The sequence below is a fragment of the Paenibacillus kribbensis genome, assembly GCF_001705305.1.
Classification (GTDB): Bacteria; Bacillota; Bacilli; order Paenibacillales; family Paenibacillaceae; genus Paenibacillus; species Paenibacillus kribbensis_B.
On record NZ_MCBP01000001.1, the window covers coordinates 654,195 to 678,046 of the forward strand.

Annotated in this window: 21 protein-coding genes and 2 tRNA genes; 1 reads left to right on the forward strand and 22 read right to left on the reverse strand. The window is 43.2% G+C overall.

Annotated features, from left to right (window positions below):
• Positions 1-48 precede the first annotated feature (48 nt).
• The 14 genes from BAZ21_RS02990 to nrdR all read right to left on the reverse strand — a co-directional run bounded on the left by BAZ21_RS02990 (position 49) and on the right by nrdR (position 14,895).
• The gene (locus tag BAZ21_RS02990; protein WP_068496901.1) at positions 49-993 is read right to left on the reverse strand and encodes an iron-hydroxamate ABC transporter substrate-binding protein; all 945 of its coding nucleotides are present in this window, start codon (positions 991-993) and stop codon (positions 49-51) included.
• 171 nt (positions 994-1,164) lie between these two features.
• Complete coding sequence (locus tag BAZ21_RS02995) at positions 1,165-2,820, reverse strand: AraC family transcriptional regulator (RefSeq protein ID WP_068496903.1); 1,656 nt, start codon at positions 2,818-2,820, stop codon at positions 1,165-1,167.
• Positions 2,821-3,130: 310 nt separating this feature from the next.
• Positions 3,131-3,964 carry a sugar phosphate isomerase/epimerase family protein gene (locus tag BAZ21_RS03000; protein WP_068496905.1) on the reverse strand — a complete coding sequence of 278 codons (834 nt, stop codon included), beginning with the start codon at positions 3,962-3,964 and terminating at the stop codon, positions 3,131-3,133.
• 29 nt (positions 3,965-3,993) lie between these two features.
• The gene (locus tag BAZ21_RS03005) at positions 3,994-5,535 is read right to left on the reverse strand and encodes an MFS transporter (protein WP_068496907.1); all 1,542 of its coding nucleotides are present in this window, start codon (positions 5,533-5,535) and stop codon (positions 3,994-3,996) included.
• 63 nt (positions 5,536-5,598) lie between these two features.
• Entirely contained in the window at positions 5,599-6,699 is a 1,101-nt protein-coding gene (bglB, locus tag BAZ21_RS03010) for a beta-galactosidase BglB (RefSeq protein WP_141694934.1), read from the reverse strand.
• Between the two features lie 219 nt (positions 6,700-6,918).
• Positions 6,919-8,208 (reverse strand): ABC transporter substrate-binding protein, encoded by a 1,290-nt coding sequence (locus BAZ21_RS03015; RefSeq protein ID WP_068496909.1) that lies wholly within the window; start codon positions 8,206-8,208, stop codon positions 6,919-6,921.
• 35 nt (positions 8,209-8,243) lie between these two features.
• Entirely contained in the window at positions 8,244-9,797 is a 1,554-nt protein-coding gene (locus tag BAZ21_RS03020; RefSeq protein ID WP_068496912.1) for a response regulator transcription factor, read from the reverse strand.
• A gap of 4 nt (positions 9,798-9,801) precedes the next feature.
• Positions 9,802-11,559 (reverse strand): cache domain-containing sensor histidine kinase, encoded by a 1,758-nt coding sequence (locus BAZ21_RS03025; protein ID WP_068496914.1) that lies wholly within the window; start codon positions 11,557-11,559, stop codon positions 9,802-9,804.
• A 5-nt stretch (positions 11,560-11,564) separates the two neighbouring features.
• Positions 11,565-11,879, reverse strand: coding sequence for an L-rhamnose mutarotase (rhaM, locus tag BAZ21_RS03030; protein WP_007429712.1), 315 nt, complete (start codon positions 11,877-11,879; stop codon positions 11,565-11,567).
• 265 nt (positions 11,880-12,144) lie between these two features.
• On the reverse strand, positions 12,145-13,380 hold the full coding sequence (locus BAZ21_RS03035) for an MFS transporter (RefSeq protein ID WP_068496917.1): 1,236 nt from the start codon (positions 13,378-13,380) through the stop codon (positions 12,145-12,147).
• A gap of 156 nt (positions 13,381-13,536) precedes the next feature.
• Positions 13,537-14,010: a MarR family transcriptional regulator gene (locus tag BAZ21_RS03040; protein ID WP_068496919.1), complete on the reverse strand. Its 474-nt coding sequence runs from the start codon at positions 14,008-14,010 to the stop codon at positions 13,537-13,539.
• A gap of 131 nt (positions 14,011-14,141) precedes the next feature.
• Positions 14,142-14,214: transfer RNA gene (locus BAZ21_RS03045), tRNA-Lys, on the reverse strand.
• Between the two features lie 12 nt (positions 14,215-14,226).
• A tRNA-Ala gene (locus BAZ21_RS03050) sits at positions 14,227-14,302 on the reverse strand.
• Positions 14,303-14,427: 125 nt separating this feature from the next.
• Positions 14,428-14,895, reverse strand: coding sequence for a transcriptional regulator NrdR (gene nrdR, locus BAZ21_RS03055; protein WP_013309614.1), 468 nt, complete (start codon positions 14,893-14,895; stop codon positions 14,428-14,430).
• A gap of 106 nt (positions 14,896-15,001) precedes the next feature.
• Between nrdR and BAZ21_RS03060 the strand changes: the two genes are divergently transcribed.
• Positions 15,002-15,226 (forward strand): alpha/beta-type small acid-soluble spore protein, encoded by a 225-nt coding sequence (locus BAZ21_RS03060; RefSeq protein ID WP_068496921.1) that lies wholly within the window; start codon positions 15,002-15,004, stop codon positions 15,224-15,226.
• A 118-nt stretch (positions 15,227-15,344) separates the two neighbouring features.
• Here the strand turns inward: BAZ21_RS03060 and BAZ21_RS03065 are convergent, their stop codons facing one another.
• The 8 genes from BAZ21_RS03065 to BAZ21_RS03100 form a co-directional block, all read right to left on the reverse strand.
• Positions 15,345-15,908 carry a lytic transglycosylase domain-containing protein gene (locus tag BAZ21_RS03065; protein ID WP_068496923.1) on the reverse strand — a complete coding sequence of 188 codons (564 nt, stop codon included), beginning with the start codon at positions 15,906-15,908 and terminating at the stop codon, positions 15,345-15,347.
• Positions 15,905-16,501 (reverse strand): dephospho-CoA kinase, encoded by a 597-nt coding sequence (coaE, locus tag BAZ21_RS03070; RefSeq protein ID WP_068496924.1) that lies wholly within the window; start codon positions 16,499-16,501, stop codon positions 15,905-15,907. The genes BAZ21_RS03065 and coaE overlap by 4 nt, the downstream gene beginning before the upstream one ends.
• Before the next feature lie 11 nt (positions 16,502-16,512).
• Entirely contained in the window at positions 16,513-17,238 is a 726-nt protein-coding gene (locus tag BAZ21_RS03075) for an MntP/YtaF family protein (protein WP_068496925.1), read from the reverse strand.
• Between the two features lie 111 nt (positions 17,239-17,349).
• Positions 17,350-18,180 carry a DNA-formamidopyrimidine glycosylase gene (gene mutM, locus BAZ21_RS03080; protein WP_068496933.1) on the reverse strand — a complete coding sequence of 277 codons (831 nt, stop codon included), beginning with the start codon at positions 18,178-18,180 and terminating at the stop codon, positions 17,350-17,352.
• A 71-nt stretch (positions 18,181-18,251) separates the two neighbouring features.
• Positions 18,252-20,906, reverse strand: a complete 2,655-nt coding sequence (gene polA, locus BAZ21_RS03085) for a DNA polymerase I (RefSeq protein ID WP_068497083.1) — start codon at positions 20,904-20,906, stop codon at positions 18,252-18,254.
• Between the two features lie 175 nt (positions 20,907-21,081).
• Positions 21,082-21,741 (reverse strand): phosphate signaling complex protein PhoU, encoded by a 660-nt coding sequence (gene phoU, locus BAZ21_RS03090; protein WP_068496934.1) that lies wholly within the window; start codon positions 21,739-21,741, stop codon positions 21,082-21,084.
• A 39-nt stretch (positions 21,742-21,780) separates the two neighbouring features.
• Complete coding sequence (gene pstB / locus BAZ21_RS03095; RefSeq protein ID WP_068496935.1) at positions 21,781-22,539, reverse strand: phosphate ABC transporter ATP-binding protein PstB; 759 nt, start codon at positions 22,537-22,539, stop codon at positions 21,781-21,783.
• A 127-nt stretch (positions 22,540-22,666) separates the two neighbouring features.
• A complete protein-coding gene (locus BAZ21_RS03100) occupies positions 22,667-23,791 on the reverse strand; it encodes a methyl-accepting chemotaxis protein (RefSeq protein ID WP_068496937.1) in 1,125 nt (374 codons plus the stop codon).
• Between the last annotated feature and the right edge of the window lie 61 nt (positions 23,792-23,852).

The following is a 23,852-nucleotide window of genomic DNA, read 5'->3' on the forward strand; positions in this document are numbered from 1 at the left end:
CCAATTCCTCCGCATCGAAATGAAATGATCGGGAACAGGGATCAGCTCCTACTGACCGAGAAAGTGTTGAATGAAAAATTTCAACTGGTACTCCATGCTGAGCGGATCATTAAAGTAGAACGCCTTTGCATCAGCCTCAAAGACACGTTGATTCTTGACTGCTGGAATGTTCTTATACGTTTCAGTGTTCTGGAACGAATTGTCTTCATCTGCGTTTTTACTGAAAATGACGTAGTCACCAAGGTAATCCTTCATAACCTCTGACGATAAAGCAAAAAAGCCATCTTTCTGTGTCGCTTCCTTCACTTTTTTAGGCATAGCCAGCCCGAACTCCTGATAGAGAATTTCGGTACCGCGACCAAAGTTATCGCCATAGACATAAAGCTGCTTGTTGAACGTTTCAATGACCGAAACCGTTGCATTGGCTCCGATTTTCGCCTTGATTTCTTTTCCGGCTTTTTTGGCCCGAGCATCAAAATCATCAATCCAGGCTTGCGCTTCTTTTTCCTTGTTCAACAATTTTCCAATTTCCCGTTGCTGTGTCAAGAAATCCACTTTGCCATATGTATAAGTGACAGTAGGAGCGATTTGCTTGAGCTTATCGATATTTTTAATATCTGACAGTCCAATAATAAGATCCGGATTCAGCTCGATGATCTTCTCCAAGCTTTCGTCCGTAACAGCCTCGGTATCTTTTAGCTTTTCTTTAAAATTCGGATTCGTTTTGGACATTTCATCTACGCCGACCAGAGGTACATCAAGTGCCATCACATTACCCGTTAAAAATCGGGTAAGCACAACAACGCGCTGTGGATGGGCCGGTACCTCTACGGGTCCATTCTCGGATTGATAGGTAAATGTGGAGGATTTCGCTTCCGAAGAAGACGCAGGGGACGAACTTTTACCATTATCGGCATTGTTCGCTTGATTTCCGCCGCATGCACTTAATACAACCACAAGAACAAGTACCAGCGGAATAAAAAGCTTTTTCATAAGATGACTCTCTCCCTTTCCAAACGCTAGATTTCAATGAATAATCGTATCGTGCAAAGGATGCTAATAGCACCCTTTGATTGATTATGAAATTCATTCTCATTGGTATTAACTATTATATGGGCCAAATATATACCCAACCATGCCTTTTTGTTTGGAAAATCACTTGGACTATTGGTTGCTTGTAAATAAAGCTAGCGCGCGTTGAAGCTGCAAACGAATAGAAACCGGGTTGTAAGGCACCCATTCATCCCGGTCCAGCAGATGAACACAGTTCCTCTGTACGGCAGGAAGCCTGCTCCAATAAGGAGACTTGAATATCATTTCCGTATGTGCGGTCGAACCTTTTTCATCTGGAAACATGATAACTAATAATCGGGACCCCGCATAATCTGCGAGTTCTGATATTTCAATTGAAACGGAATGAAATTGATCCCCCAGCCTCTTCATTTCCTGCCCGATCAATTCAGGGGGCTGCAAGCCAAGCGATTGATAGATCACATATCCGACATTCCGCGCTCCATAAACGAACAGTCCTTCCGGCTTCATCACCACAATCGTTATGATTTCATTAACGATTGTGCTTTGCTGCACCAGTGAACGGGCTGCCCGTTCCTCTTCTTCAAAAGCAGCCAGCCACTGCTCCGCCTGCTCGCTCCTCTGAATAGCCTGGGCGATACGGCGCAGATGCTCCTTCCACCCCATTTCCATCCATGAAATTTCCACAATAGGCGCTGCTGCCCGCAAATGTTCAGAATTCAGCCCATATTCGTGCAAATGCTGTTGGGCCGCAATAATCAACTCGATGTTGGTATTGAGCAATACCGAGTTCACCTGATCACCAGAGCAATTTGTATCGATAAACATCATCGTTTGCGGCGGCTGCAAATCAGCAGCATTCACATATTCACTGCTCTCCGCAATGGTGACAGCGGGCTCCAAACCAAGCAACAAAAGATGGCTGGCGTAGGGTGTAAGCAATACAGCCACACGCTGAAATGATCCGCGGTTGTAGCTTGAAGGTGATGCTCCCGTATGCTGCTTAAAACGACGGCTCAGATAAAATTCATCCTTGTAGCCTACCTTCTGGGCAATTTCCCTGAGCGTGCCTGATCCGCTAATTAATAGCTCCTTGGCTCGGTGAACACGCAGCCTTGACAAGTATTCATTGGGAGAAAAGCCGGTAAGCTGCTTAAACTGGATAGAATAGTGGGATCGGCTTACGCCTGCAATCGCGGCTAGCTGCTCACGCGTTATTTTCTGGCTATAGTGGTGTTCCAAATAAGCAATGCTGCGTTCCATGGACGGCTGCTCATCAGCAGCATACTTGGCTTCCATTTGCTCTAACAATTGAAGAATGATTTGGTGAAACATAATTTGATTCTGCACATGGCGGGCCTCACTGGCCGGCGAACGATGGATATACAGTTCCTCCACATGGGTCACTATTACAGGTTCACAGGGAAAAAACTGAACATTGGGATTGGAGGCCACCTCGCTTTTACGTATCATTGTGCTTTCGGGCATAGGACTACCCTGCTCATGCGTACGTATTGAAAGCTTATAGGCATGGAGCGGCTGCAGGAGATTCGTAATTAAGGCCGCATGGCTATTCGCCGGTAGAAGGATGACGCTCCCTTCCATAAGCTCGTAAGTTTGATCATCGACCTGAAGAGTGCCCTTCCCGCTGGCAATTGCAATCAACATAGTTACACTTTCATGAATAGTGTACATCGGAAGATTCGAGGTACAGTACAGCGAATGAATGCTGTCAGCAGTATATAAAGGAAAGTGAGACTCTGCCCACTCCGAGACAACGTTATTCACAACTCAAGCCCCCATCATCATAAAAGTGAGAAACGTCTTCGTTCCTCTGTGTCTTATTAAGCAAAAAAACTAATGATTTAGCATAAAAATGATATCTATACTATAAATGATCAAACCTAAGCTGGGTATTTTTTTCTATCTCTTCATTTACTCAACAACATGAAGACATAACAAAAAAACGGCATCTCTGCCGTTTTTTCTAAAAGGATGGACCAACTGGACTAAAAGTCCATAATCAAAATTTTGGTGAAGCCTAGGGGATACCGACATAGCCACTGACTGCAGACATATTAATGTAACTGTTTTCACCTTAATATAACCCATTAATATAAGCAATGCTCTTGTCGATATCCTGTTCCTTTGTTTCTTCTAATAGAATATTGAGATAAGGTTTCTTATCTTTTAATAATTTCAGTAGAAAATTATAGTTTAATATCCCTTTTCCAACAGGCACGAACTTTATTGCATGATCCTCAATAATTAAATCTTTTGCATGCATAATCACGATTCTGTCGCCAAAAAGATCAAATGCTTCTTGGAAAACAGCTTCCTGGTTTTGATAATTATTCAGGGAAATAAAGTTAGCAGGGTCAAAGATGACTTGAAGATTATTAGACGGAACACGATCCAGCAATCTTCTCATTCGCTCCGGTGTATGAATAGGATGATTAATTCCTCCCTCAATTCCCACGATTACACCGAACTTTTCTGCTTCCGCTACAAGCTCTCTGACATTTTCCACTACATCCAAAAAAGGCTTTTCAGTAAAATTTTCTTCGGTATAGACAATCTCCGGGTTTACATTTCCCGTCTCGGTTCCAACAATGCTACAGCCAAAATCACGGGCAAACCGGATATGCTCCTTGAATCGATTCAATTCTTTTCTTCTTTGACTTGGGTCAGGGTGGATCATGTTGATGTAGCAACCTAAAACCGCTATTTGCACATCTTTTTTCCGAAAAATACTACTTATATAGTGAGCAATGCCAGGACTAAGACTTCCTAATTTGGTATTTACATCATGTAGCGATTTACTTACGGCCAACTGAACGGATGTAAGTCCTTTGCTTGATATGATATTCACTGCTTCTTGTAAAGAAACGTTTTCAATATCATGTGCCCGAATTCCTAAATTTGCATTCATACCCGTCCTCCATTCACCCATGTTCACACCTATACTAATGCTTCATGTTTGGTTTCATGATTATCTTTATATTTTACAAGATTTTCATACCCCACAGTGTTATTGCCCCATGTTTTTTCATATTCCCAACCTGTTAATTGTTCAAAAACTTGTCGGGCTTCCGGTGTAACCTCTTGTTTAGAGCCGCCATTTTTCAAGCGTTTAATTTCATCCAACAAAACGACATGATTTTCTTTAGTTAATTTGTAACGATAAGAGATAATCAAACCTCCCACCAAAAAGAAGAGCGTACCAAACAGCAAGATCGAAATAATAGCTGTTACAGCTGAAGCCGGTTGTGATGCTTGCCCGGATACAAAGCCTGCTTCTTGCAATGCAACACCTACTAAAAAGACTGCTAACGCCTGTGTCCCTTTTCTGATCAAACTCATTACACCGGCGAACACACCTTCACGTCTTTGACCCGTTAAAGCTTCATCTACGTCTGGAATAAATGCGTAGTTGTTCCATGGGATATAGTTCAATCCACCGCGTCCCAGCCCGCAAATTCCTATCATAGCAAACAATAAAATGGTATTATTTAGCGTTCCAGTGACCTTTAATATGATAAATCCAATAACTCCTGCGATAAAGAGAGAAATAGCAGTTCTAAATGCGGGGGCAGGATTCAATTTTATCGTTAAGGTAAGGGCAATCCATACGCCAAAAAGCTGCATGATATACATAAAGGTTAATAAGTTGGATGCGGCAACGGCATTTTGCAGGAGAGCAAAAACAACAAAATAAGTAAATACGGCGTTGAATACATCCTGACTTAAATATCCACCCAAATACATCCCCAGATGGTGGCGGAATGTTTTTACTCGTAAAGTCGAGAATAAATCCGCATAGATCTTATGCACATTTTGTAAAAAAGTTCTATTTTCAATCACTTTCTCTTCAGGTATTTCTTCGAGAGGACGTTCCCATGTATTTTTGTAAAGCAGTGACAATACCACTATGAATATGACCGTGAAAATAATACCTGAGTACAGGAATGTAAGAGGATCATCCTTACCCAATGCTTCCACAAGACGGCCAGGAATAAATGCAGCGAATACAGCTGAAGCCTGAGCAACAAACATTCTTGCACCTGTAAATTTTGAACGTATTTTATAATCGTTGCTCATTTCAGCGGCAAGTGTATCATAAGGAATTAAAATCATGGAGTACACAATTTCAAACAAGATATAGGTTATTAAGTAATACCAGTAAGAAAAACCGGAAACCCAAATTGCTGCATAGACAAGTACAAGTGGAATGGCGGCTAATATAAAGAATTTTCGTCTTCCAAAGCGTCGGCCAAGTTTTGTTTTATGAAAATTATCTGTAATATATCCCATCGTTGGTGCTGCAATCGCATCAACAATCCGAGCAATAGCGAAAATAGAACCTGCTTGAATGGCAGTTAAGCCACAAAAAGTTGTTAAAAAGAAAAGCAGCCATGCTGCTGTCAATGCAAACGCGCCTGCCCCTAAGAAATCACCTAACCCATAGGACAAATAATTAATAAATTTGGGTTGTTTAACCACTTTACTCTCCTCCATTTTGGGAATTTAGCAACCGGAGATTTAAATCAGGATTTTGCAAAATCCTCAGATATAAGTATGAAGATATTCGGATAGGCAAAGCACAGCTAACGATTGTCCATAAGGCATGGTCGTCTGTCTGATTTCCTTGTAAAATTCCAAAGTATCTCCCATACCTGTTCCTACAGATACCTTTTGCAATGCTCCTTCTTTATTAATCTCACTGATAATTCCGCGAATAGCCTTGTGGGCGACTTCTTTATAGTCCTGGCTGATATACCGCTTATGCACGGATTTTAAAATTCCATATGCAAATCCTGCTGAAGCCGAGGCTTCCAAATAAGAGGCTTGATCATTAATGAGTGTATGCCATAATCCGCTTACATCCTGAACGTTGGCAAGAGCTTCAATTTGTCTGTTCAATGTATCAATCAGGAATTCACGGAGAAAATCTCCCTTTTCCAATTCCAATATTTCAATAATCTCGGGAATCGCAATCGTAATCCAGCAATTTCCTCTTGCCCAAAGCGCTTCGGCATAATTATGGTTTTCTTCGAATGTCCAGCCGTGGAACCATAAGCCTGTCTTTTTGTCCGTTAAATATTTGATATGGATTAGAAACTGCTTTTTGGCTTCTTCCAGGTATTCAGGTTTGTTGAGCAGCTTACCGATTTTCGCCAAAGGCAGCACGGTCATCATCAAGGTATCGTCCCAAAGCTGATTTTTATTCTCTGGTCCATAGGTCATATGCTGTAACCCGTCTTCTTTGGTACGAGGCATATCATGCATTACCCATTCAGCCCAATCCTCCAAATAGGGCAGATATGTCTGGTTTCCGGTATCCTCATATAAAAATGCCAATGTTAATAGCGGCGCCATCGTATTGACGTTTTTCGGCGGTGCGCCCTCTTGGATTCTTGCATTGAACCATTCATGGACAATGTCCAAAGCTTTTTGGTCATTAGTCAATTTCCAATATTTATATATCCCATATAACCCCACACCCTGAGGCCAGTTCCAAACATTCCAGCTTTTATCATCCACAATTAACCCATCAAAATTAAGTAAAAATTCACCGCTTTGGTCTTTGATTTCTGTGAGATTATTCATTAATAAATGAATACGATCAATGACCTCTTTCTTTTCGAAAGCTTTTACCTCCAACACAGCAATCCCTCCAAATAATGATCTCTTTCTCTTGATTTGTCACCGCTTACACTTATACTGTTATTGTATTGAAAGTGCTTTCTTGAAACCATAAAAAAAACAGTGGATTACGTTTAAAAAACATACTTGTTTCAATGGGACTGATTGGCAACGCAAAAACACCTTCAAGGTTATCTCCATAGCTGACGATACAGAGGAATTCTCTTGAAGGTGTTCGGATTACTTATTTTTGCCTAAAATCCTTTCAGCTTGTTTCCTAAAGGACCTCGCCCCATCTTCCGGCGACATTTTCTTAAATAAAATCTGTTCGGATAAATTATCAAGCGCTTTCATTATTTCCGCGTTGCCTAGTGGTTCAATCGGATCCGTGGTGCGTACATTTTGAGACGCTTTTTCAACATAATCAAAGATTTTGGTTTCAACTTCGGTTAATTCTGGCTTGATTCCTTTGATCACCTTTGAAGATACCGGGACACCTCGATCACCTTTGATCAACTTATTGGCTTCCATATTATTTACAAAGAAATTAATGAACTTGGCCGCTTGTTCTTTTTGTTTTGAACTCTTAGGGATTGAAAAGAACATACTTGGTCTTAAAAATAAAGCCGTTTCGTTCGCATACTCAGGAGGCAGCTTGATGGATAAGGGTGCTTTAGCCGATTCAGCAAATCCTGAATATTGATTGGACCAGTTCCAACTCATTGCTGCCTTTCCTGTTACGATTAATTCATCATTAATTCCTGCTATATGTGCTCGAACGTCTGGAGTCGGGAATGCTTTTGCATCAACTAACCTAAGCTGCCTTTTAAAGTAATCAACAAATAATTGATCGTCTGTATAGCCAAGGCCTGTACCGTTTTCATTATAAAGACGCGAGCCTTGTGTTCTTAAATAGTAAGGGAAAAATACATCGGCAGGGTACATTCCATTTGTACCATACACGTCTGTAGCATTTTTGACTTTGATAGCTGCTTTTTCGAAGTCATCCCAAGTCCAGCTTTCATCTTCAATTTTAATATCGGCTTCTTTTAACAGATTATCATTTGTAATCACAGAAAGAACGTTCGATCCAAGTGTGAAGCCATATAATTTACCTGCAATCCTTCCACCGGAAATGGCGTTTTCATCAATGGAGCGAATATCAATCGTCCCATTTTTTATATACGGAGTTAAATCATCCAGTCGGCCTTTTTCACCATATTGAAACAGGTAGGCTCTATCCATTTGAATCACATCTGGCAATTGGCTAGCGGCAGCCATTGGAGCAAGCCTCTTCCAATAATCATCCCAGTTGGCATACTCCTCTACAATTTTTACATTTGGATTTTCTTTCTCATACATTTGAATCACTTTCAAGGTAGATTCATGTCTGGATTGGTCACCCCACCAGGCCACGCGCAGGGTCACTTTTTCACTTTCTTCTTCATGATTTCCTTTATTGTTTAAATCGCACGCAGCGACTGAAAAGAGCATTATAAAAGCCAATAATACCAAGCCAAACTTTTTCAAGCTTTAACCTCCCTTTTGCGAGTAAGCTTATGGATTCATGTACCTTTCCGGTATTCAGATGGTGTATAACCAGTATATTTTTTAAAAACCTGACTAAAGTATTGGGGGTTGTCACCAAAACCGATTATTTGGGCCAACGTTCCAACCTTCACATCGTCCATTGTTGAAATGTACTCCACTGCCTTTTCAATTCTTAATTTAGTAAGACAGGTTGAGAACCTCTGGCCAGTTTCCTGTTTGAACAGTTTTCCCAGATAATCCGCATTCATATATAGAATGTCATTAGCCACCATTTTTAGTGATAAATCAGGATTACCTAGATTCTCGACTAAAATTTCCATTACTCTGCTAATTACGGAAGACTGTTTTGACTTGAAACGATTATAGTACTCATTGGTCATTTTTCTGGCTGTTGCTTCGATATAATCTTTCATCTGCTGGACCGTTTCCATCTCTAACAGTGCAGATGTTCCCATGAGGTAATCTTGCATGCGATCTGTATCTACCGTCTGTACAATTGCCATATAGAGCTGTATACAATAGGATTTTGTCAAGTCAATCCCCAACCGTAAATCCGTCATTTTTTTAAAAATACTGGTAATTCCGTTGCATACATCCTGGACATGCCCGGATTTGATTTTTAGAACAAGTTGCTGCTCATCGATCATAAAATCATGGGGGACGGCTGTATTTGCCGGTAAAATATCTTTTCTCGTTATGATGCTTCCTTCCCCCAAATAAAAACGATGTTCCAAACACTCCATGGCCTCACGGTACAAATTCCTGGCGTTTCGGAAATAGTTTCCTTCACTTATGGCAACCGTGGTATCTCTTTTGAAATATTGATAAATGGTCTCTCTTATTTGTTTTATTTTTTGATGTAATTTTTCCAAGTCATGATCATCCTTGATCAGGAACAGTGCATATTCACCAATATTGGTAGTTACCAAGACAGAGTCAAGGATCTCAGCTCCAATATTTTTGATGGCAAACAAATGCTCATAAGAAGAATAACCTTCCATCATAAAAAGAACGATTCTTACCTGCTGATTATTTATATCAAAATCAAAAAGCTGCTCATAGAATGATAAATCATTGTCCAAGTAGCTTTTACTAGTTAAGAATTCGGTTAACAGATGTGATTTGATATAGGGCTGAGCATTTTGATATTTTTCCTGAAGCTCGCTAATAAAGGTTTCCTGAACCTTTTTTTCGTTTAGTTCATTAACGGTATCGTTAAGTGCAGCTGTGATTTTATCCTCATTGCATGGCTTTAACAAATAATTTTTAACATCATAGTGCATGGCGGTTCTCGCGTATTCAAACTCACCGTATCCGGACAGTAGGATAAATTTTATAGAAGGATATTTCTTATGTGCCTTTGAAACCAGACTAAGTCCGTCCATACCAGGCATTTTGATATCACTGATCACAATATCAGGTTGTAGTTCAACAATTTTCTCATACGCATCGATCCCGTTTCTCGCCGTTGCTACAAGTTCCGTATCCAATGCTGCCCAATCGACCACACTGGAAATACCTTCGACAATAATCCTTTCGTCATCTACCAATAACACTTTATATGACATTCTATCACCCCGTTTGAACAGGTAAAACTACCGTAATTGCGGTCCCTTTTCCCGAAAGATTTTCAATTCTTAAACCATACTGTTCGCCAGCATAAAGCTTGATCCGATCATCGATATTATTCAATCCTATTCCAGTACCTTTAGGATTTACTTTGCCTTCTTTTACTTTTTGAAGGATTAAGGGATCTATGCCAGGCCCATTATCTTCGATCCGAATAAAGAGCTTGTCCTCTTCCTGATAAACATGCAATTTAATAACTGACAAATAGACGGAAGGCTCAACTGCATGCTTGAACGAATTCTCCAGAAGCGGCTGCAATATTAATTTTGGAATCTTATATTCTGCAACATGGTAGGGGAAGTCCATTTGAAAATCAATCCGGTCGTCAAACCGGAATTTTTGGATGGTTAAATAGCTATTTAAAATGTCAAGTTCTTCTTCAAGTGTAATAATATCCCGGTTGAAATTTGTGGAGTATCTCATGAGATGACCAAGGGCTTCCACCATGCTTGAAATTTGCTTCTGTTTATTGGTTTTAGCCAACCAATTAACGGACTCCAGTGTATTGTATAAAAAGTGCGGGTTTATCTGAGCCTGCAGTGCTTTAAATTCAGTTTCCTTGATCAGCAGCTGCTTCGAAAAGTTTTCCTGGATCAACTCATCAATTCTTTGGATCATGGTTATAAAATTCCGATAAAGAATCCCTACCTCGTCCTCATGAATCATAGAGGGATTTAATAAATTTACGGCGTGAAAGTTCCCCTTTTGGACTTCCTGCATGGTAGATGCTAATTCCTGAATGGGATTCGTAAATTTTCTTAAAAATTTAAAACCAAGGGAAATAAGAAAAACAAACATTAACATAAAAACCAGCACCAAGGTATATTTCGCAGCAGTAATCTTGGAAAACATCATGTTAAATGGAATGATGCTCCAGTATGTCCAGTCTTTAAAACCGGTTGTAATATGGCTGACAAAGCTTCTTTCCCCATTAATATATTCAATACTGTAACCCTGATCATTTTTTGCATTGAAATGATATTCTTTTAAATCATCTATTCCTTTTTCCGAATAAAAAACCTCATCCTCTTTTGTAATCACAATATTTCCTGCTATTTCTCCATGAGGTTTTGGTAAACCGCTTACAATCTTGTCTAAATTAACACGAATAAGCAGCTTGCCGATGGTTTCAAAGTTCAAGTTCTCATAAGACTGGATAAGGCGAACAGAAATTAAATCCCCATTACTCCCTTCCAGCTCCATCCAATGGTTTTTACCCTCATCCTTATCCGCCTGACCAAGAGCAAGATCCTTATCTTTTTTCTTTATTGGTTTGCTGCTATCCCCGGCTAAAAACTCCCTTCCTGCTGAATCGTACAGATAAATGGAATGAACGTAATTTGCCGGATCCACATATTTCTCCAATTCATCTCCAATTTTCTGTTCAAGACGATAGAAATCATAGCCTTTTACATTTCCTTGAAGATCTAATAAAATTTTTTGAATATACGGGTCTACTGCTATGTTATAACTGACTTCTTCTATTCTTTCAAGCTTCTCTTCTACGTTGCTGGATGACATCATCAGCACTTGTGAGGATTTTGCATAGATTTGCTCATCATAGAGGGAAAAAGCATATTGAAGACCTCCTAATACAAATACTAGCGTTGTCATCATAATCAATGTAATCGTTAAGAAAAGCTTTACGTTTAGCTTTGAATTGATATAAATATTCGCAAAGTAAAACCATATCTTCTTCATATTTATTATTCCAAATAAAATACTTCCTTTAAATTTCTTGACACAGGACTGTTATCAGGATTTGTCTCCATTAAAGGCTCCATATAAGCCCACCATTTTTGGCAAATATCAGTTTGAGCAATTTGTTCCCATTTTTCTTCATCTTCAATTTCCAAGAAAGCAAATAAGCTCCCTGTTTCTTCATCAAGAAATATGGAATAGTTGTGTGCACCGTGCCTTTTTAGTACTTCAGCCATTTCCGGCCAAAGTTTGTCATGGCGGCGCTTGTACTCTTCATAATAATCAGGAAAAACATGCATAATACTTGCTTTTCTAATCACTTTTCAACACTCCAGACTTTTAAAACAATTTTGTTTTTTGCAGTATTTTAGGATGAATTGGTTCATCTTATTTATCTTAAATTACACTAAATTACGATAGATGCCCTATGACGCAATTCACATCGTTCTGCAATGCAGGCTTTGCCGCCATATACAATGTGAAATAAATCCCATACTTAATCAACGACAAAAAAGCCCGGCTGAAATAAACTCAACCGGGCTTGAATAATATCAAATTATCTCGAATGAAAATTAAAGTAAGTATTTACTTATTTACATGCGTACCCTTATACAAAACAGGTATTGCCGCTGCTATAAGGATCATACCCATAGAAGCGGGTGCGGCATGACCAAGTGATACATAGATTTGACCTCCAATGATAGGCCCAATTATTCTTGCTAAAGCCTGAATAGATTGGCTACCTCCTTGAATCCTTCCTTGTTCACTAGAATCGACAGACTTGGAGAGCATCCCATTGAATGAAGGCCCAAAGATCGAATCACCAAAACCAAATATAAACATTCCAGCGATAATAAGAGGATAGAATGAGAACAAAGCAGATAGCGCAATAAGACTGTAACCTATAATCTCCGAAACCATTCCAAGAATTGCTATCTGTGCATCACTGAGTTTCATCAAAAGCTTTGGCATTATGAAACCTTGTGAAATGATGTCTTGGACGCCCATAATTGAAAACATAAGTCCGATTAGTGCGGGCGCCCAATTGAAAGTATCTATTGTAAATTGTGAAAAAACTGCCTGTAGAGATCCGCCCGGTATCCAAAGTAAGAACGCTGAGACAAGTAGCCTTTTTAAGTTTTTCATGGAAAGTACGCTTACAAGCTGTATGAATGGATTCAGTCTTACAAAGGTAATCTTTTTCAGTCTATTATTCTTGTCAAGACTCTCAGGCATAAAAAAGAATCCATAAACAACATTTAATAAAGTTATTATTGCACCAAAATACATAGGTGCAGAATAACCAAACTTGGCAATCAACCCGCCTAGAGCTGGGCCAATGGCGGAGCCTACACCTGCAACCGCACTCACCCACCCAAAGTATTTGGTACGCTGTTCTCTAGGAGTGATGTCTGCAAAATATGCGAAGAGAGTGCTTATGCTCCCGCCTGCTATACCTTCTATTATGCGCCCAGCAAATAGTACCCATAGAGCTCCTCCCATGCCAAAAACGAAGTACCCGATTGCGGCACCCAAAAGGCATACTAAGAGTAATGGACGACGGCCATATCTGTCGCTCAAAGCTCCAAGTCCGGGGGCCGCAAAAAACACGCAGACTGCATAAACAGAGGTCAGCAGCGTAACAACTATAGCTTGATCTCCCGGATTGCTTATATAAGGCTGCACCAAGAATGGGACGACAGGTGTTATGATACTGAAGCCTATTCCGCAAAGAAACACAGACATAAGACCGAATATTAAAGCCTTTTTATCTACGGCTTGTTCTGTGTTCTGTTCATTGTGTGATCTAAATTTGAGCACTTAAATTCTCCCCTCAAAAGTTATGATTTCGTTTCCTCGGAAGCAAAATTATCGTATCATGATTTTGCTTCCTTGGCAACAAAATAATAGCAATAAAAATGCAGCCTGTTCTCAATAGAGCCCGGCTGCCTGTGGTTTGATTTTCATTATTCAAATTTATTCCGACTTCATATCTATACCCTGTTTCTTTATTTCTGCATCCAAATGCCTACTATACTTTTCTATGAAGCTAAGCATACTGTTAAATTGTTCCTCGGTTACCTGCTCAAATACGGCTTTATCACGCTCTTGAAACTCTTTGTGCAGTTCCTCATGGATTTTATAAATTACTTTCCCTTGCTCAGTAAGCCTAAAATAGATTTCTTTCTTGTTATCCGGCTTCTGGTAGCTTTCGATAATGCCTTTTTTTATGAGCTTTTTAGTTATTTTACTTATGGCACCGCTAGTCATATAAAGGGACTCCGCAAGTTTTGTCACGTTGGAATCTACATTTCTTTCAATGTATTCGATGCAATGTACTTCAGAAGGCTTATAACCCTTAAGACTGTCTTCCATCTTAGACTTATTAAGCCAAACCATCTTGTTGAATAAGTCCCTGAAACCCATTATGACCTGTTCTTTTTTGTTCATGGCCTGTCCTCCCACCTGATACCTCTACCTTACCAAAAACAAAAACAGAGTGGTAGTCCTGCTCCCACCCCGAAAATTTATAAATTCTATAATGTCAAAAAAAACGGCATTTCTGCCGTTTTTCTCAAGGATGGACTCTCAGGGACTCGAACCCTGGACCAATTGATTAAGAGTCAACTGCTCTACCAACTGAGCTAAGAGTCCATAATCAAAATTTGGTGGAGCCTAGGGGGATCGAACCCCTGACCTCATCGCTGCCAGCGATGCGCTCTCCCAGCTGAGCTAAGGCCCCATTATTTGTATTTAAAAAACGTTTCAAGCGACTTCTATATCATATAAAATATTGTACCCTTTGTCAATACTTTTATAAAAAAATTATAATCATCTCCCCACCATTATCCAAGATACAGTCAGCGATCAGTCGCTGGCTGTATCTTTGGATAACAGTGTTTTCAGTTCCTTCATAAACATGTTGATGTCTTTGAACTGCCGATAGACGGATGCAAAGCGTACGTAAGCGACTTCATCTACCGGGTAAAGCTGCTCCATGACCAGCTCACCGATCTGCTGGCTATCCACCTCGGTGGCGGCTGTATTGCGGATGGCATTTTCCACCTGAGATACAATCATATCCAGTTGCTCGACGGATACAGGACGCTTCTCACAGGCACGGATAAGACCACGCAGCATTTTATCGCGACTGAACTCTTCGCGGCTTCCATCCTTTTTGATAACCATAAGAGGGGTCTCCTCCACCATTTCAAAGGTGGTAAAACGCCTGGCACACTGCTCACATTCACGACGGCGGCGAATGGACTTGTTATCATTCGCAGGCCGCGAATCCAACACTTTCGTCCCATTGTAAGCACAATACGGACATTTCATAATATCATCACTTCCTTTTTCCAGTAAATTCCCGTTACTTTACAGTAATAATTTTGTCGAAACAGATCATAATATGTTTACCACATCGCGAGGAGGTGAACAACAAATGGCACAAGGAAACAATGGCAACTCCAACAACCTGGTAGTCAATAAAGCCTCCGGCGCTCTGGAGCAAATGAAATATGAAATCGCTCAAGAGCTGGGTATCAGCATTCCTCAAGATGGATACCAAGGTAACATGACTTCCTATGAGAACGGTTCGATCGGGGGCTACATCACAAAACGCCTCGTAACGATCGCCGAACAACAATTGGCAGGTCAATACCAATAATCTCGGTATCAACTTAGATGTTACAAAAAAAGTGTACGGATAGGCTGCTCAAATGCAGCCTGTCCTGCGCTTTTTTCATTTTAAAGGCAAAAGGCCCATATTGTCATTCACTTGTCACTCAAAACTCATTATATATTTTGGTATATTGCCTGTAATAGTAAATGACTCGCTGCACATAATGCCGTGTCTCGCCAAAAGGAATTTGTTTAATGGACTCTTCCTTTCCGTCCCACACTCCCTTGTTCAGCCACTCCTGAACTTTACCTGGTCCTGCATTGTAAGCAGCTACGACCGCTACCGGATTATCTTGAAATTTAGTAGACAGGTTATGCAAATACCAGGTTCCCAACTCAATGTTGGTCCCCGGCTCGTGCTTCACGTTGTCGAGCGGCACCTTCTGAACCTGAGCACTGTCCATAATCCAATTGGCGGTATCAGGCATAATCTGCATGAGCCCCAATGCGCCTTTGTTTGACTGTTTACTGGTTTTGAAGTTCGTTTCCACACGGATAATAGATGCCACCAAGAAAGGGTCTACTTTGTACGTCTGCGAATATTGCCGAATTTCATCCTTGTACTGAATCGGATAAAACCACGACATCCAATTGGAGCTAAAAAACAGAATCAAAACAAAACCGACAAATAAAGTGAGCAGGACTCTTTTTTTACGCAGTATGTTCATGCAAGTCCCTTTCGCTGCCAAAATTGATCAATTTGTCGTTCTGTTTCAGCCTGTGTTCCACTGTTGTCAATGACGATATCAGCCATACTTCTTTTTTGTTCGATATCCATTTGCGCAGACAATCGAAGTCCGGCTTGTTCCTCTGTCAGTCCATCTCTAAGCATCAGACGCTGGAGCTGAACTTCACGCGGTACATACACAACCATAATTTCCTCGTACAAGCTCTCCAGCCCGGACTCGTACAATAACGGGATATCCGCCAAAACAAGCTTGTCCGGCTGCTCACGTTCGTAAGCTTCCATGCGTAGACGCATCTCCTCACGTATGGCGGGATGAGTAATATTATTAAGCGCCTGTCGCTGGACAGGGTCTGCAAATACAATCTCGCCCAGCTTTTTGCGATGCAGAGTTCCGTCGCTGTTCATAACAGCTTGTCCAAAATGATGTATGACCGCCGCCAGCACCGGATGCCCCGGAAGCATGACTTCCCGGGCAATGGCATCTGCGTCGATCAGCAGCGCACCCTTGGCGACCAAAAGAGCCGACACGGTGCTTTTTCCGGTAGCAATCCCCCCGGTTAATCCGATATTCATGCTCTTTCACCTCATAACAGCTTCAATATGCCCATCATAATCAGTAATAATGCGGGTAACACACCCAGCGCCTTCATAAATCGGAATGCCGACAGGAAGAAGCCTGCCTTCATCCCTACGATCAAAAACGTCCCGCTGAATAACGTAATTGCCAGTGCGGTAGATAAGGGGTGGAAACCAAGCATGGCTGCGCCTAAACCTGCTCCAAACGCATCGACCGATAGGGCGATACCCAGCCAAACCGCTTCCATTGCAGATATACTGCCGGAACGGTCCGTATCTGCAGCAGACGGACTTCGAAGAATACGAATAACAAGGCCCCATTTGCGGAACTCCAGAGAAAATACGGTTTGTTCCTGCTGTATCTCTAAAGCTTCCAAAGGAGCTTCGGCTGTTTCTGTACCCTCTGCATTCTTTTTCTGGTTCAGAACAGATCCGCTCACAGGATCGTCCGTCAAATCTCCTTTGCGATGCAGGGCTTGAAGCAAAGAATAGCAGCCGATACAGATTAAAATAACAGCACCGAGAACAGTCGTATATACAGGAGACAGGACACGGGATAGTAATGCGCCGAGCTGCATCGACAAACCGATCACCAGACCTGAACATACAGAAATGATGGCAATCGACAACAGTGGAATTTTCATCTTGCGCAGACCATATGTAACACCGACTCCGAAACTGTCCAAACTTAGTGCAAATGCCAGTAACAGCAGGGCTCCCCAATGATTAGGCACTCCAATTCCCTCCCATTGCGAAGGAAGGGCCTTACAACAGCCGAAGCCCTTCGCAGTATTGGTACTTGGTACAATATATGAGAGGGATGGGCTTGGGGTGACTATGCCTGCTTAACGCAGAGGCTGGCAGACCGGACAATGATGCGTGCCACGTCCGGCCACGACAGATTTTTCGATCAATGTACCACAGTTTACACAAGGCTTTGCATTACGTCCGTAAATTTGCAGCTGATGCTGAAAGTCGCCCGTTTTACCCTGTCCATTAACGAACGATTTGATGGATGAGCCTCCAACCTGAATCGACGCGCCCAGCGTGGAGACAATAGCTTCATGCAGAACATGAAATTGACTATCCGTCAGGCTTTTTGCCGGCTGTGCCGGATGAATGCCCGCCTTAAACAACGATTCATCTACATAAATATTCCCGATACCTACAACATATGACTGATTTAACAGCGCGGCCTTGATCGAAGTCGAACGAGTTCCGACAGCGGCACGTAGCATTTCCGGTGTAAAGGACTCGTCCATCGGCTCCAAGCCGAGCTTGTTCAGCGGCTTTTCCAGCAAATCCTGTCCTGCCGGAAATAAGTGCATCGTACCAAACTGGCGCACATCCTGATAGCGCAGCTCCGTACCATCTTTAAAATGAAAGATGACATGGGTATGCTTTTCCACAGGATCATGCTGCGAATACAATCCATATCGTCCTTCCATTCTAAGATGGGAGACAAGCACCAGCCCGTCCAGCAAAATCCGCAGAAACTTCCCGCGTCTCTCCACGCCCGTAATCCGGTGACCGGCCAATTCCATCGCAAAAGCATGGATATCATCGGGACGTTGAATGATGCGCGGCAAATTTACGGTCACATGATCTATATGTTTATCAACGATAAGCTCGTTAAGTGTTCGTTTAATGGTTTCTACTTCCGGTAATTCCGGCATGATATCTTCACCTCACCCTATATTATAGCGGAAGTAGCGTCAAAATGGGACTATCTACTCATTGAAAAATCTTACTTCGCTTCATACCAATTGGAACCGTAGCTTACTTCTGCTTTAAGTGGCACAGACAGCTTCAATGCAGCCTCCATTGTAGCCGGGACAAGCTCTTTCATCGTCTCTATTTCTTCAGGCGGGACCTCGAACACAAGCTCATCATGCACTTGAAGCAGCATACGGCTGCGAAGACCGCGTTCTCGAAGCGCTGCGTCCATCTGCACCATCGCGAGTTTGATAATATCGGCGGCTGTACCCTGAATCGGCGTATTCATCGCTGTACGCTCCGCGAACGAACGCAGGTTGAAATTGCTAGCGTTAATTTCCGGCAAATAGCGTCTGCGCTCCAGCAGCGTTTTTACGTAACCGTCCCGCTTCGCATCCTTTACAATATCATCCATATAACGGCGAACGCCCTGGAACACATCAAAATACTGGTCAATAAAGCGAGCCGCTTCCTTGCGTGTAATATTCAGATTTTGCGACAGGCCGTAGTCGCTGATCCCGTAAACTATCCCAAAGTTGACCGCCTTGGCAGAACGCCGCATATTCGAGTCCACATCTTCCGCCGGAACACCGAACACATCGGATGCAGTTTTGGTATGGATGTCCATATCGTGGACAAAGGCTTCCTTCAAACGCTCATCATCCGAAATATCAGCCAGCACCCGCAGCTCAATCTGTGAGTAGTCTGCCGCCAAAATAGACCAGCCCGGCTCTGACGGCACAAATACTTTGCGAAGTTTGCGCCCTTCTTCGAGACGAATCGGAATGTTTTGCAAATTCGGAAATTGACTGCTCAAGCGTCCGGTTGCTGCAACCGTCTGCCGGAAATACGTATGCACTTTACCGGTTTTCTCCGAAATTTCCTTAAGCAATCCTTCGACATACGTCGATTGGAGTTTCGCAATTGTGCGGTACTGCAAAATGTTTTGCACAATATCATGGTAAGGGGCCAGCTTTTCCAGCACCTCCGCATCAGTCGAGTAACCGGTTTTCGTCTTTTTAATAACAGGCAAGCCCAGTTTATCAAACAAAATCTCACCCAACTGCTTGGGCGAATTCAGATTGAACTCTACACCGGCAATGCTATAAATCTCACTCACCAGCGTTGCAATCTGGGCTTCAAATTCTTTACCCAAAGCGCGCAGTTCCTCTACGTTCACCATAACCCCCTGCTTTTCCATATCTGCCAAAATGCGAGACAGCGGCATCTCCAGCTCATGGAACAGCTTGTGCATTTCTGTTTTTTCCAGCTCTGTCTGCTGCACGGGCACCAACGCTTCGATCACTGCCGCCTTACGGGCTACATGGTCGGACAGTACATCCACGTCAGGAACTTTGTATTTAGCGCCTTTACCGAACACTTCGTCGTCTGGACGAATGGAGGACAGACCGTATTTGGCTGCCAATCCGCTGAGCGTCTGGTTCGCATCGGTCGGGTCCAGCAAGTATCCGGCCAGCTGCACATCAAATTCGGCTCCGGCAAACTCAATTCCGTGCCAGTGCAGAGCCAAATCCGTACGATGCAGATCATGACCGCGTTTTTTGCGTTCAGCGTCAGCAAGCCATTCGCGAATAGGCGCTGCTGCATCACTTTGCAGTACGTCCAGTGTCATAAAAAACTGCCGTCCCGCTGCGGCAAATATCAGACCTACGATTTCAGCATGATGCGGATTGTCACCATGCGTCTCAACATGCAGCAGATCCACATGATCCAGTACTTCTATCAATTCGTTCATCCGCCGCTCATCCAGCACGGTCACGTCAGCTACGGCTTCCTCTACATCTACCCCCGCACTGCCAACCTCGCCCGAAAGGGATAAGCGTTCCAGCAAGGACTTGAATTCCAGCTTCGCCAGCGCAGGTCCGGCCGTTTCTGCCTTCAGTCCGCTGAAGACGACATCTTCCAGCTGCTTGTCCAGCGTTACATCTCGATAAATGGTCGCTAATTCCTTGCTCATTCGCGCATCGTCTGCATGCGTTTCAACGCGCTCTTTCATTTTGCCTTTCAGCTCATCCGTATGCGCCAGTACCTCTTCGACTGATCCATATTGGTGCAGCAACTTGAGCGCTGTTTTTTCCCCTACACCCGGAATTCCAGGGATATTGTCTGACGTATCGCCCATCAGACCCTTGAGGTCGATAATTTGCAGCGGCTTCAAGCCGTAGCGTTCCTGAATCTGTTCAGGTCCATACGTCTCCACCTCAGTAACCCCTTTGCGGGTCAAACCGACAGTAACATGCTCCGAAGCCAACTGGAGCATATCCTTATCCCCGGTCACGACGAGCACATGAACACCCGCTTCGTCCGCTGTTTTGGACAGTGTGCCTATAATATCGTCTGCTTCAAAGCCATCCAGTTCGAACTGGGCAATGCCGAAGGCGGTCAACAGCTCTTTGAGCAGAGGAAATTGCTGGGACAGCTCCGGCGGTGTTTTTTCCCGTCCACCCTTGTAATTCTCGTATCCTTTATGGCGAAAAGTTATTTTCCCGGCATCAAAGGCAACCAGGATATGTGTCGGTTTGTGCTCCTCCAGAAGCCGCAATAACATCGTTGTAAATCCGTACACCGCGTTCGTCTGCTGTCCGCTCGAATTCGTTAATGGCGGCATTGCAAAAAACGCCCGGTAAATAATACTGTTACCATCTATAAGCATGAGTTTATCCATTTTGCACCTCGCAAGTTCATCAATACATTTGAAACGTTCATACGTTTTACGCATTCCTCTTCTATCTTAACATACAAGCCCCCTTTTTCAGAAAAAAACGGCTGTTTCCTAACCAAATTCGCCTTTGCTCAAAGACAAGTCTGGGTCAGAAACAACCGCTATATACCCGATAGCTTTACTGGTTCAAATCTGGTCGCTCCCCTGTCACGAGATATACAGTGCTTTCACCGATATTCGTAGCATGGTCACCAATCCGCTCAATATATCGCCCTACGAGCAGTTGCAGCATGGCTTGTGAAGCCTCTGCCGGTTTTTCTACCATAAAGGCATACAAATCGCTGATCATGTTGCTGTACATGGAATCCACACGGTCATCCTCTTTGGCCATTTTATAGGCCAGATCCGTATTTTCATCCAAATACGATTGTATAGCATCGTCAATCATTTCTTTAACAATGGAAGCCATATGTGGAATATCTACCAACGGCTTTATCATCTGCTGCCCTTCCAGGCGCAGAGTGACCTTGGCAATATCAAGTGCCAAATCGCCCATCCGTTCCAAATCACTGGAAATTTTAAAAGCAACAATAATCCGGCGTAAATCCTTGGCTACCGGCTGCTGGGTAATGATGAGCTTGGAACCCATATCGAGAATGTTCTCTTCCAGCGCGTTCAGGGATGCATCATTTTTGACCACCTGCTGAGCCAATTCTGTATTTTTGGTCTGCAAGCATTCAACAGCCTGATCAAGCGCCTTCGAAACATGTGCACCCATTTCGCGCAGTACGGCTCTCAGCTCATCTAATCCCTCATCAAAACCTTTTCTACGTATCATTTCGAAGTCACCCCTTCTGGCATAATCATCTGGTTGGCTTTAGCCAAATCGCCCGGAAATATAATCTTCTGTGCGGGAATCCTGTGGCGTGGAAAACATCGCCTCTGTATCCGCCGCCTCCACCACGATACCATTCAAAAAGAACGCAGTTCGACCGGACACACGCGCCGCCTGATGCATGTTATGCGTCACCATGACGATGGTATACCTGTCCCGCAGTTCTTGAACCAGCTCTTCAATCTTGATCGTGGAGATCGGGTCCAGCGCAGATGTCGCCTCATCCATAAGCAAAATATCCGGCTGTACAGCAAGCGCTCTGGCAATACACAGTCGCTGCTGTTGTCCACCGGACAAGCTCAGGGCTGAACGCTTCAGAAAATCCTTGACTTCTTCCCAGAGTGCAGCCTGCCGCAAGCTTTGCTCGACCAGTTCGTCCAGCTTTTCCTTTTGCCGGATTCCATGCAGACGCGGTCCATAGGCCACGTTATCATAAATGGATTTGGGAAACGGGTTGGGCTGTTGAAAAACCATCCCTACCTGCTTGCGCAGGTTCTCTACCTCCATCGTATCGCCATATATATCCTGACCTGCGATACTCACGGTGCCTTCAATACGCGTTCCCGGTATCATATCATTCATCCGGTTTAGCGTACGAAGTAAAGTTGATTTGCCACAGCCGGATGGACCGATGAAGGCTGTTACCGTTTTTTCAGGAATATCCAGGTTTATATTTTTGAGCGCATGAAATTTCTCATAATACAAATTCAGCTTATCAATCCGGATTACGGAATCATTCATTGATTTATGATCTCCTTCGTGTTGCAGTTATGGTCCTCAAGCATTGCACCTGATTTGCACAATATGAAGATTATATAAGCTGTGTGTAAAATCAGTGTGATTGATTTGTTAACGGTATGTAAAATGATCAGGGATTCAGCATCAACTCAAGCTCCTGCGCAATTCCGGCTGCGTTCAAGGCCGCTTCCTCTGCGGAACGGGACATTTGGTTGTTTTTAGCCTCAATTTCCGTAACTGCCTGCACTAGTTTGGCAAAGGTTTGTGTTCCCGCTGATATATATTGAGAGCCCGTATGAATCTGCTGCAGGCTTGTATCCGTCAGTTCCACGGTATCACGCAGCATTTGTTCAATGTCCTCTAGCAAGCTGGTGATCTGTTCGGAAAAGGCTTTCGTCTGGAGTGACATATTCCGTACCTCCTGCGACACAATCTGAAAACCACGTCCATGTTCGCCAGCATGTGCGGCCTCAATGGATGCATTGATCGCCAGCAGTCCGCTGTGATCTGCCAGTGCGCGAATCGACGAGGTCATGCCTGCAATATCATTCAGCGATTGAGTTAGCGCCGTCATCTGCTCATGCTGGCGCTGCATTTGCTCAGTCACTGCACGATAGGAGAGCAGAACATCCTCCAGCTCTACTTTGCCACGGCGGGATAATTCACTCATCGAACGAGTGAGCCGCATACTGTCATCGGCTTCTTTGGCGGCATCCAGCACCGTCGTCTGAATACGGTGAACACCGTCATAGCTGTGCCGAACCACATTACCGCGGTGTTCGTCCGCTTCTTTTTGCATGCGCTGAACGACAGACAGGATATCACGAATCGTGAGCACACCGAGTAACCGTGTACCTTCTTTAAGAAGCAAGCAATCGTAAAAACGTTGATCATCGCGCAGCATCGCCAGTTCTACAATGTCCGATGCCGGGCTTTTCAGATCTACAATAAGTGTGTTGGGGTCCGCAAATATCGCCGCAGGCTTGTCATAAAAGAGGGCCGCAGCAAACCTGCCTGTAAAATGGCGATTATACGCATCCCTCATAATAATGCCCAAAGGAAGGCTATTTTTATCAACAACGATGACACAAGGGATGTCTTCCTGTGTTTTCATAAGGGCTAATAGTTCTTTACAGGACATGTCCGTACCAATAATGGGAACCTCCCGGCATGGCACGTAAGTTGTAATTGGCTTGTATATATCACGTTCAATCACGGCAGTGGAACTCGGCTGGGTCTTTGGTTCCGTTATCATCGTTCTGAAGTCCCCTTTTTTTAACTACTTGGAGTGACGGGAACATCATATCGGTCATTTA

Bases quoted from the DNA above. Each gene is read 5' to 3' on its own strand.
- BAZ21_RS02990 (WP_068496901.1), bottom strand. From the start codon at position 993: ATGAAAAAGCTTTTTATTCCGCTGGTACTTGTTCTTGTGGTTGTATTA.
- BAZ21_RS03000 (WP_068496905.1), bottom strand. From the start codon at position 3,964: ATGAATGCAAATTTAGGAATTCGGGCACATGATATTGAAAACGTTTCT.
- BAZ21_RS03020 (WP_068496912.1), bottom strand. From the start codon at position 9,797: ATGTCATATAAAGTGTTATTGGTAGATGACGAAAGGATTATTGTCGAA.
- BAZ21_RS03025 (WP_068496914.1), bottom strand. From the start codon at position 11,559: ATGAAGAAGATATGGTTTTACTTTGCGAATATTTATATCAATTCAAAG.
- BAZ21_RS03040 (WP_068496919.1), bottom strand. From the start codon at position 14,010: ATGAACAAAAAAGAACAGGTCATAATGGGTTTCAGGGACTTATTCAAC.
- nrdR (WP_013309614.1), bottom strand. From the start codon at position 14,895: ATGAAATGTCCGTATTGTGCTTACAATGGGACGAAAGTGTTGGATTCG.
- BAZ21_RS03060 (WP_068496921.1), top strand. From the start codon at position 15,002: ATGGCACAAGGAAACAATGGCAACTCCAACAACCTGGTAGTCAATAAA.
- BAZ21_RS03065 (WP_068496923.1), bottom strand. From the start codon at position 15,908: ATGAACATACTGCGTAAAAAAAGAGTCCTGCTCACTTTATTTGTCGGT.
- coaE (WP_068496924.1), bottom strand. From the start codon at position 16,501: ATGAATATCGGATTAACCGGGGGGATTGCTACCGGAAAAAGCACCGTG.
- mutM (WP_068496933.1), bottom strand. From the start codon at position 18,180: ATGCCGGAATTACCGGAAGTAGAAACCATTAAACGAACACTTAACGAG.
- polA (WP_068497083.1), bottom strand. From the start codon at position 20,906: ATGGATAAACTCATGCTTATAGATGGTAACAGTATTATTTACCGGGCG.
- phoU (WP_068496934.1), bottom strand. From the start codon at position 21,741: ATGATACGTAGAAAAGGTTTTGATGAGGGATTAGATGAGCTGAGAGCC.
- pstB (WP_068496935.1), bottom strand. From the start codon at position 22,539: ATGAATGATTCCGTAATCCGGATTGATAAGCTGAATTTGTATTATGAG.
- BAZ21_RS03100 (WP_068496937.1), bottom strand. From the start codon at position 23,791: ATGATAACGGAACCAAAGACCCAGCCGAGTTCCACTGCCGTGATTGAA.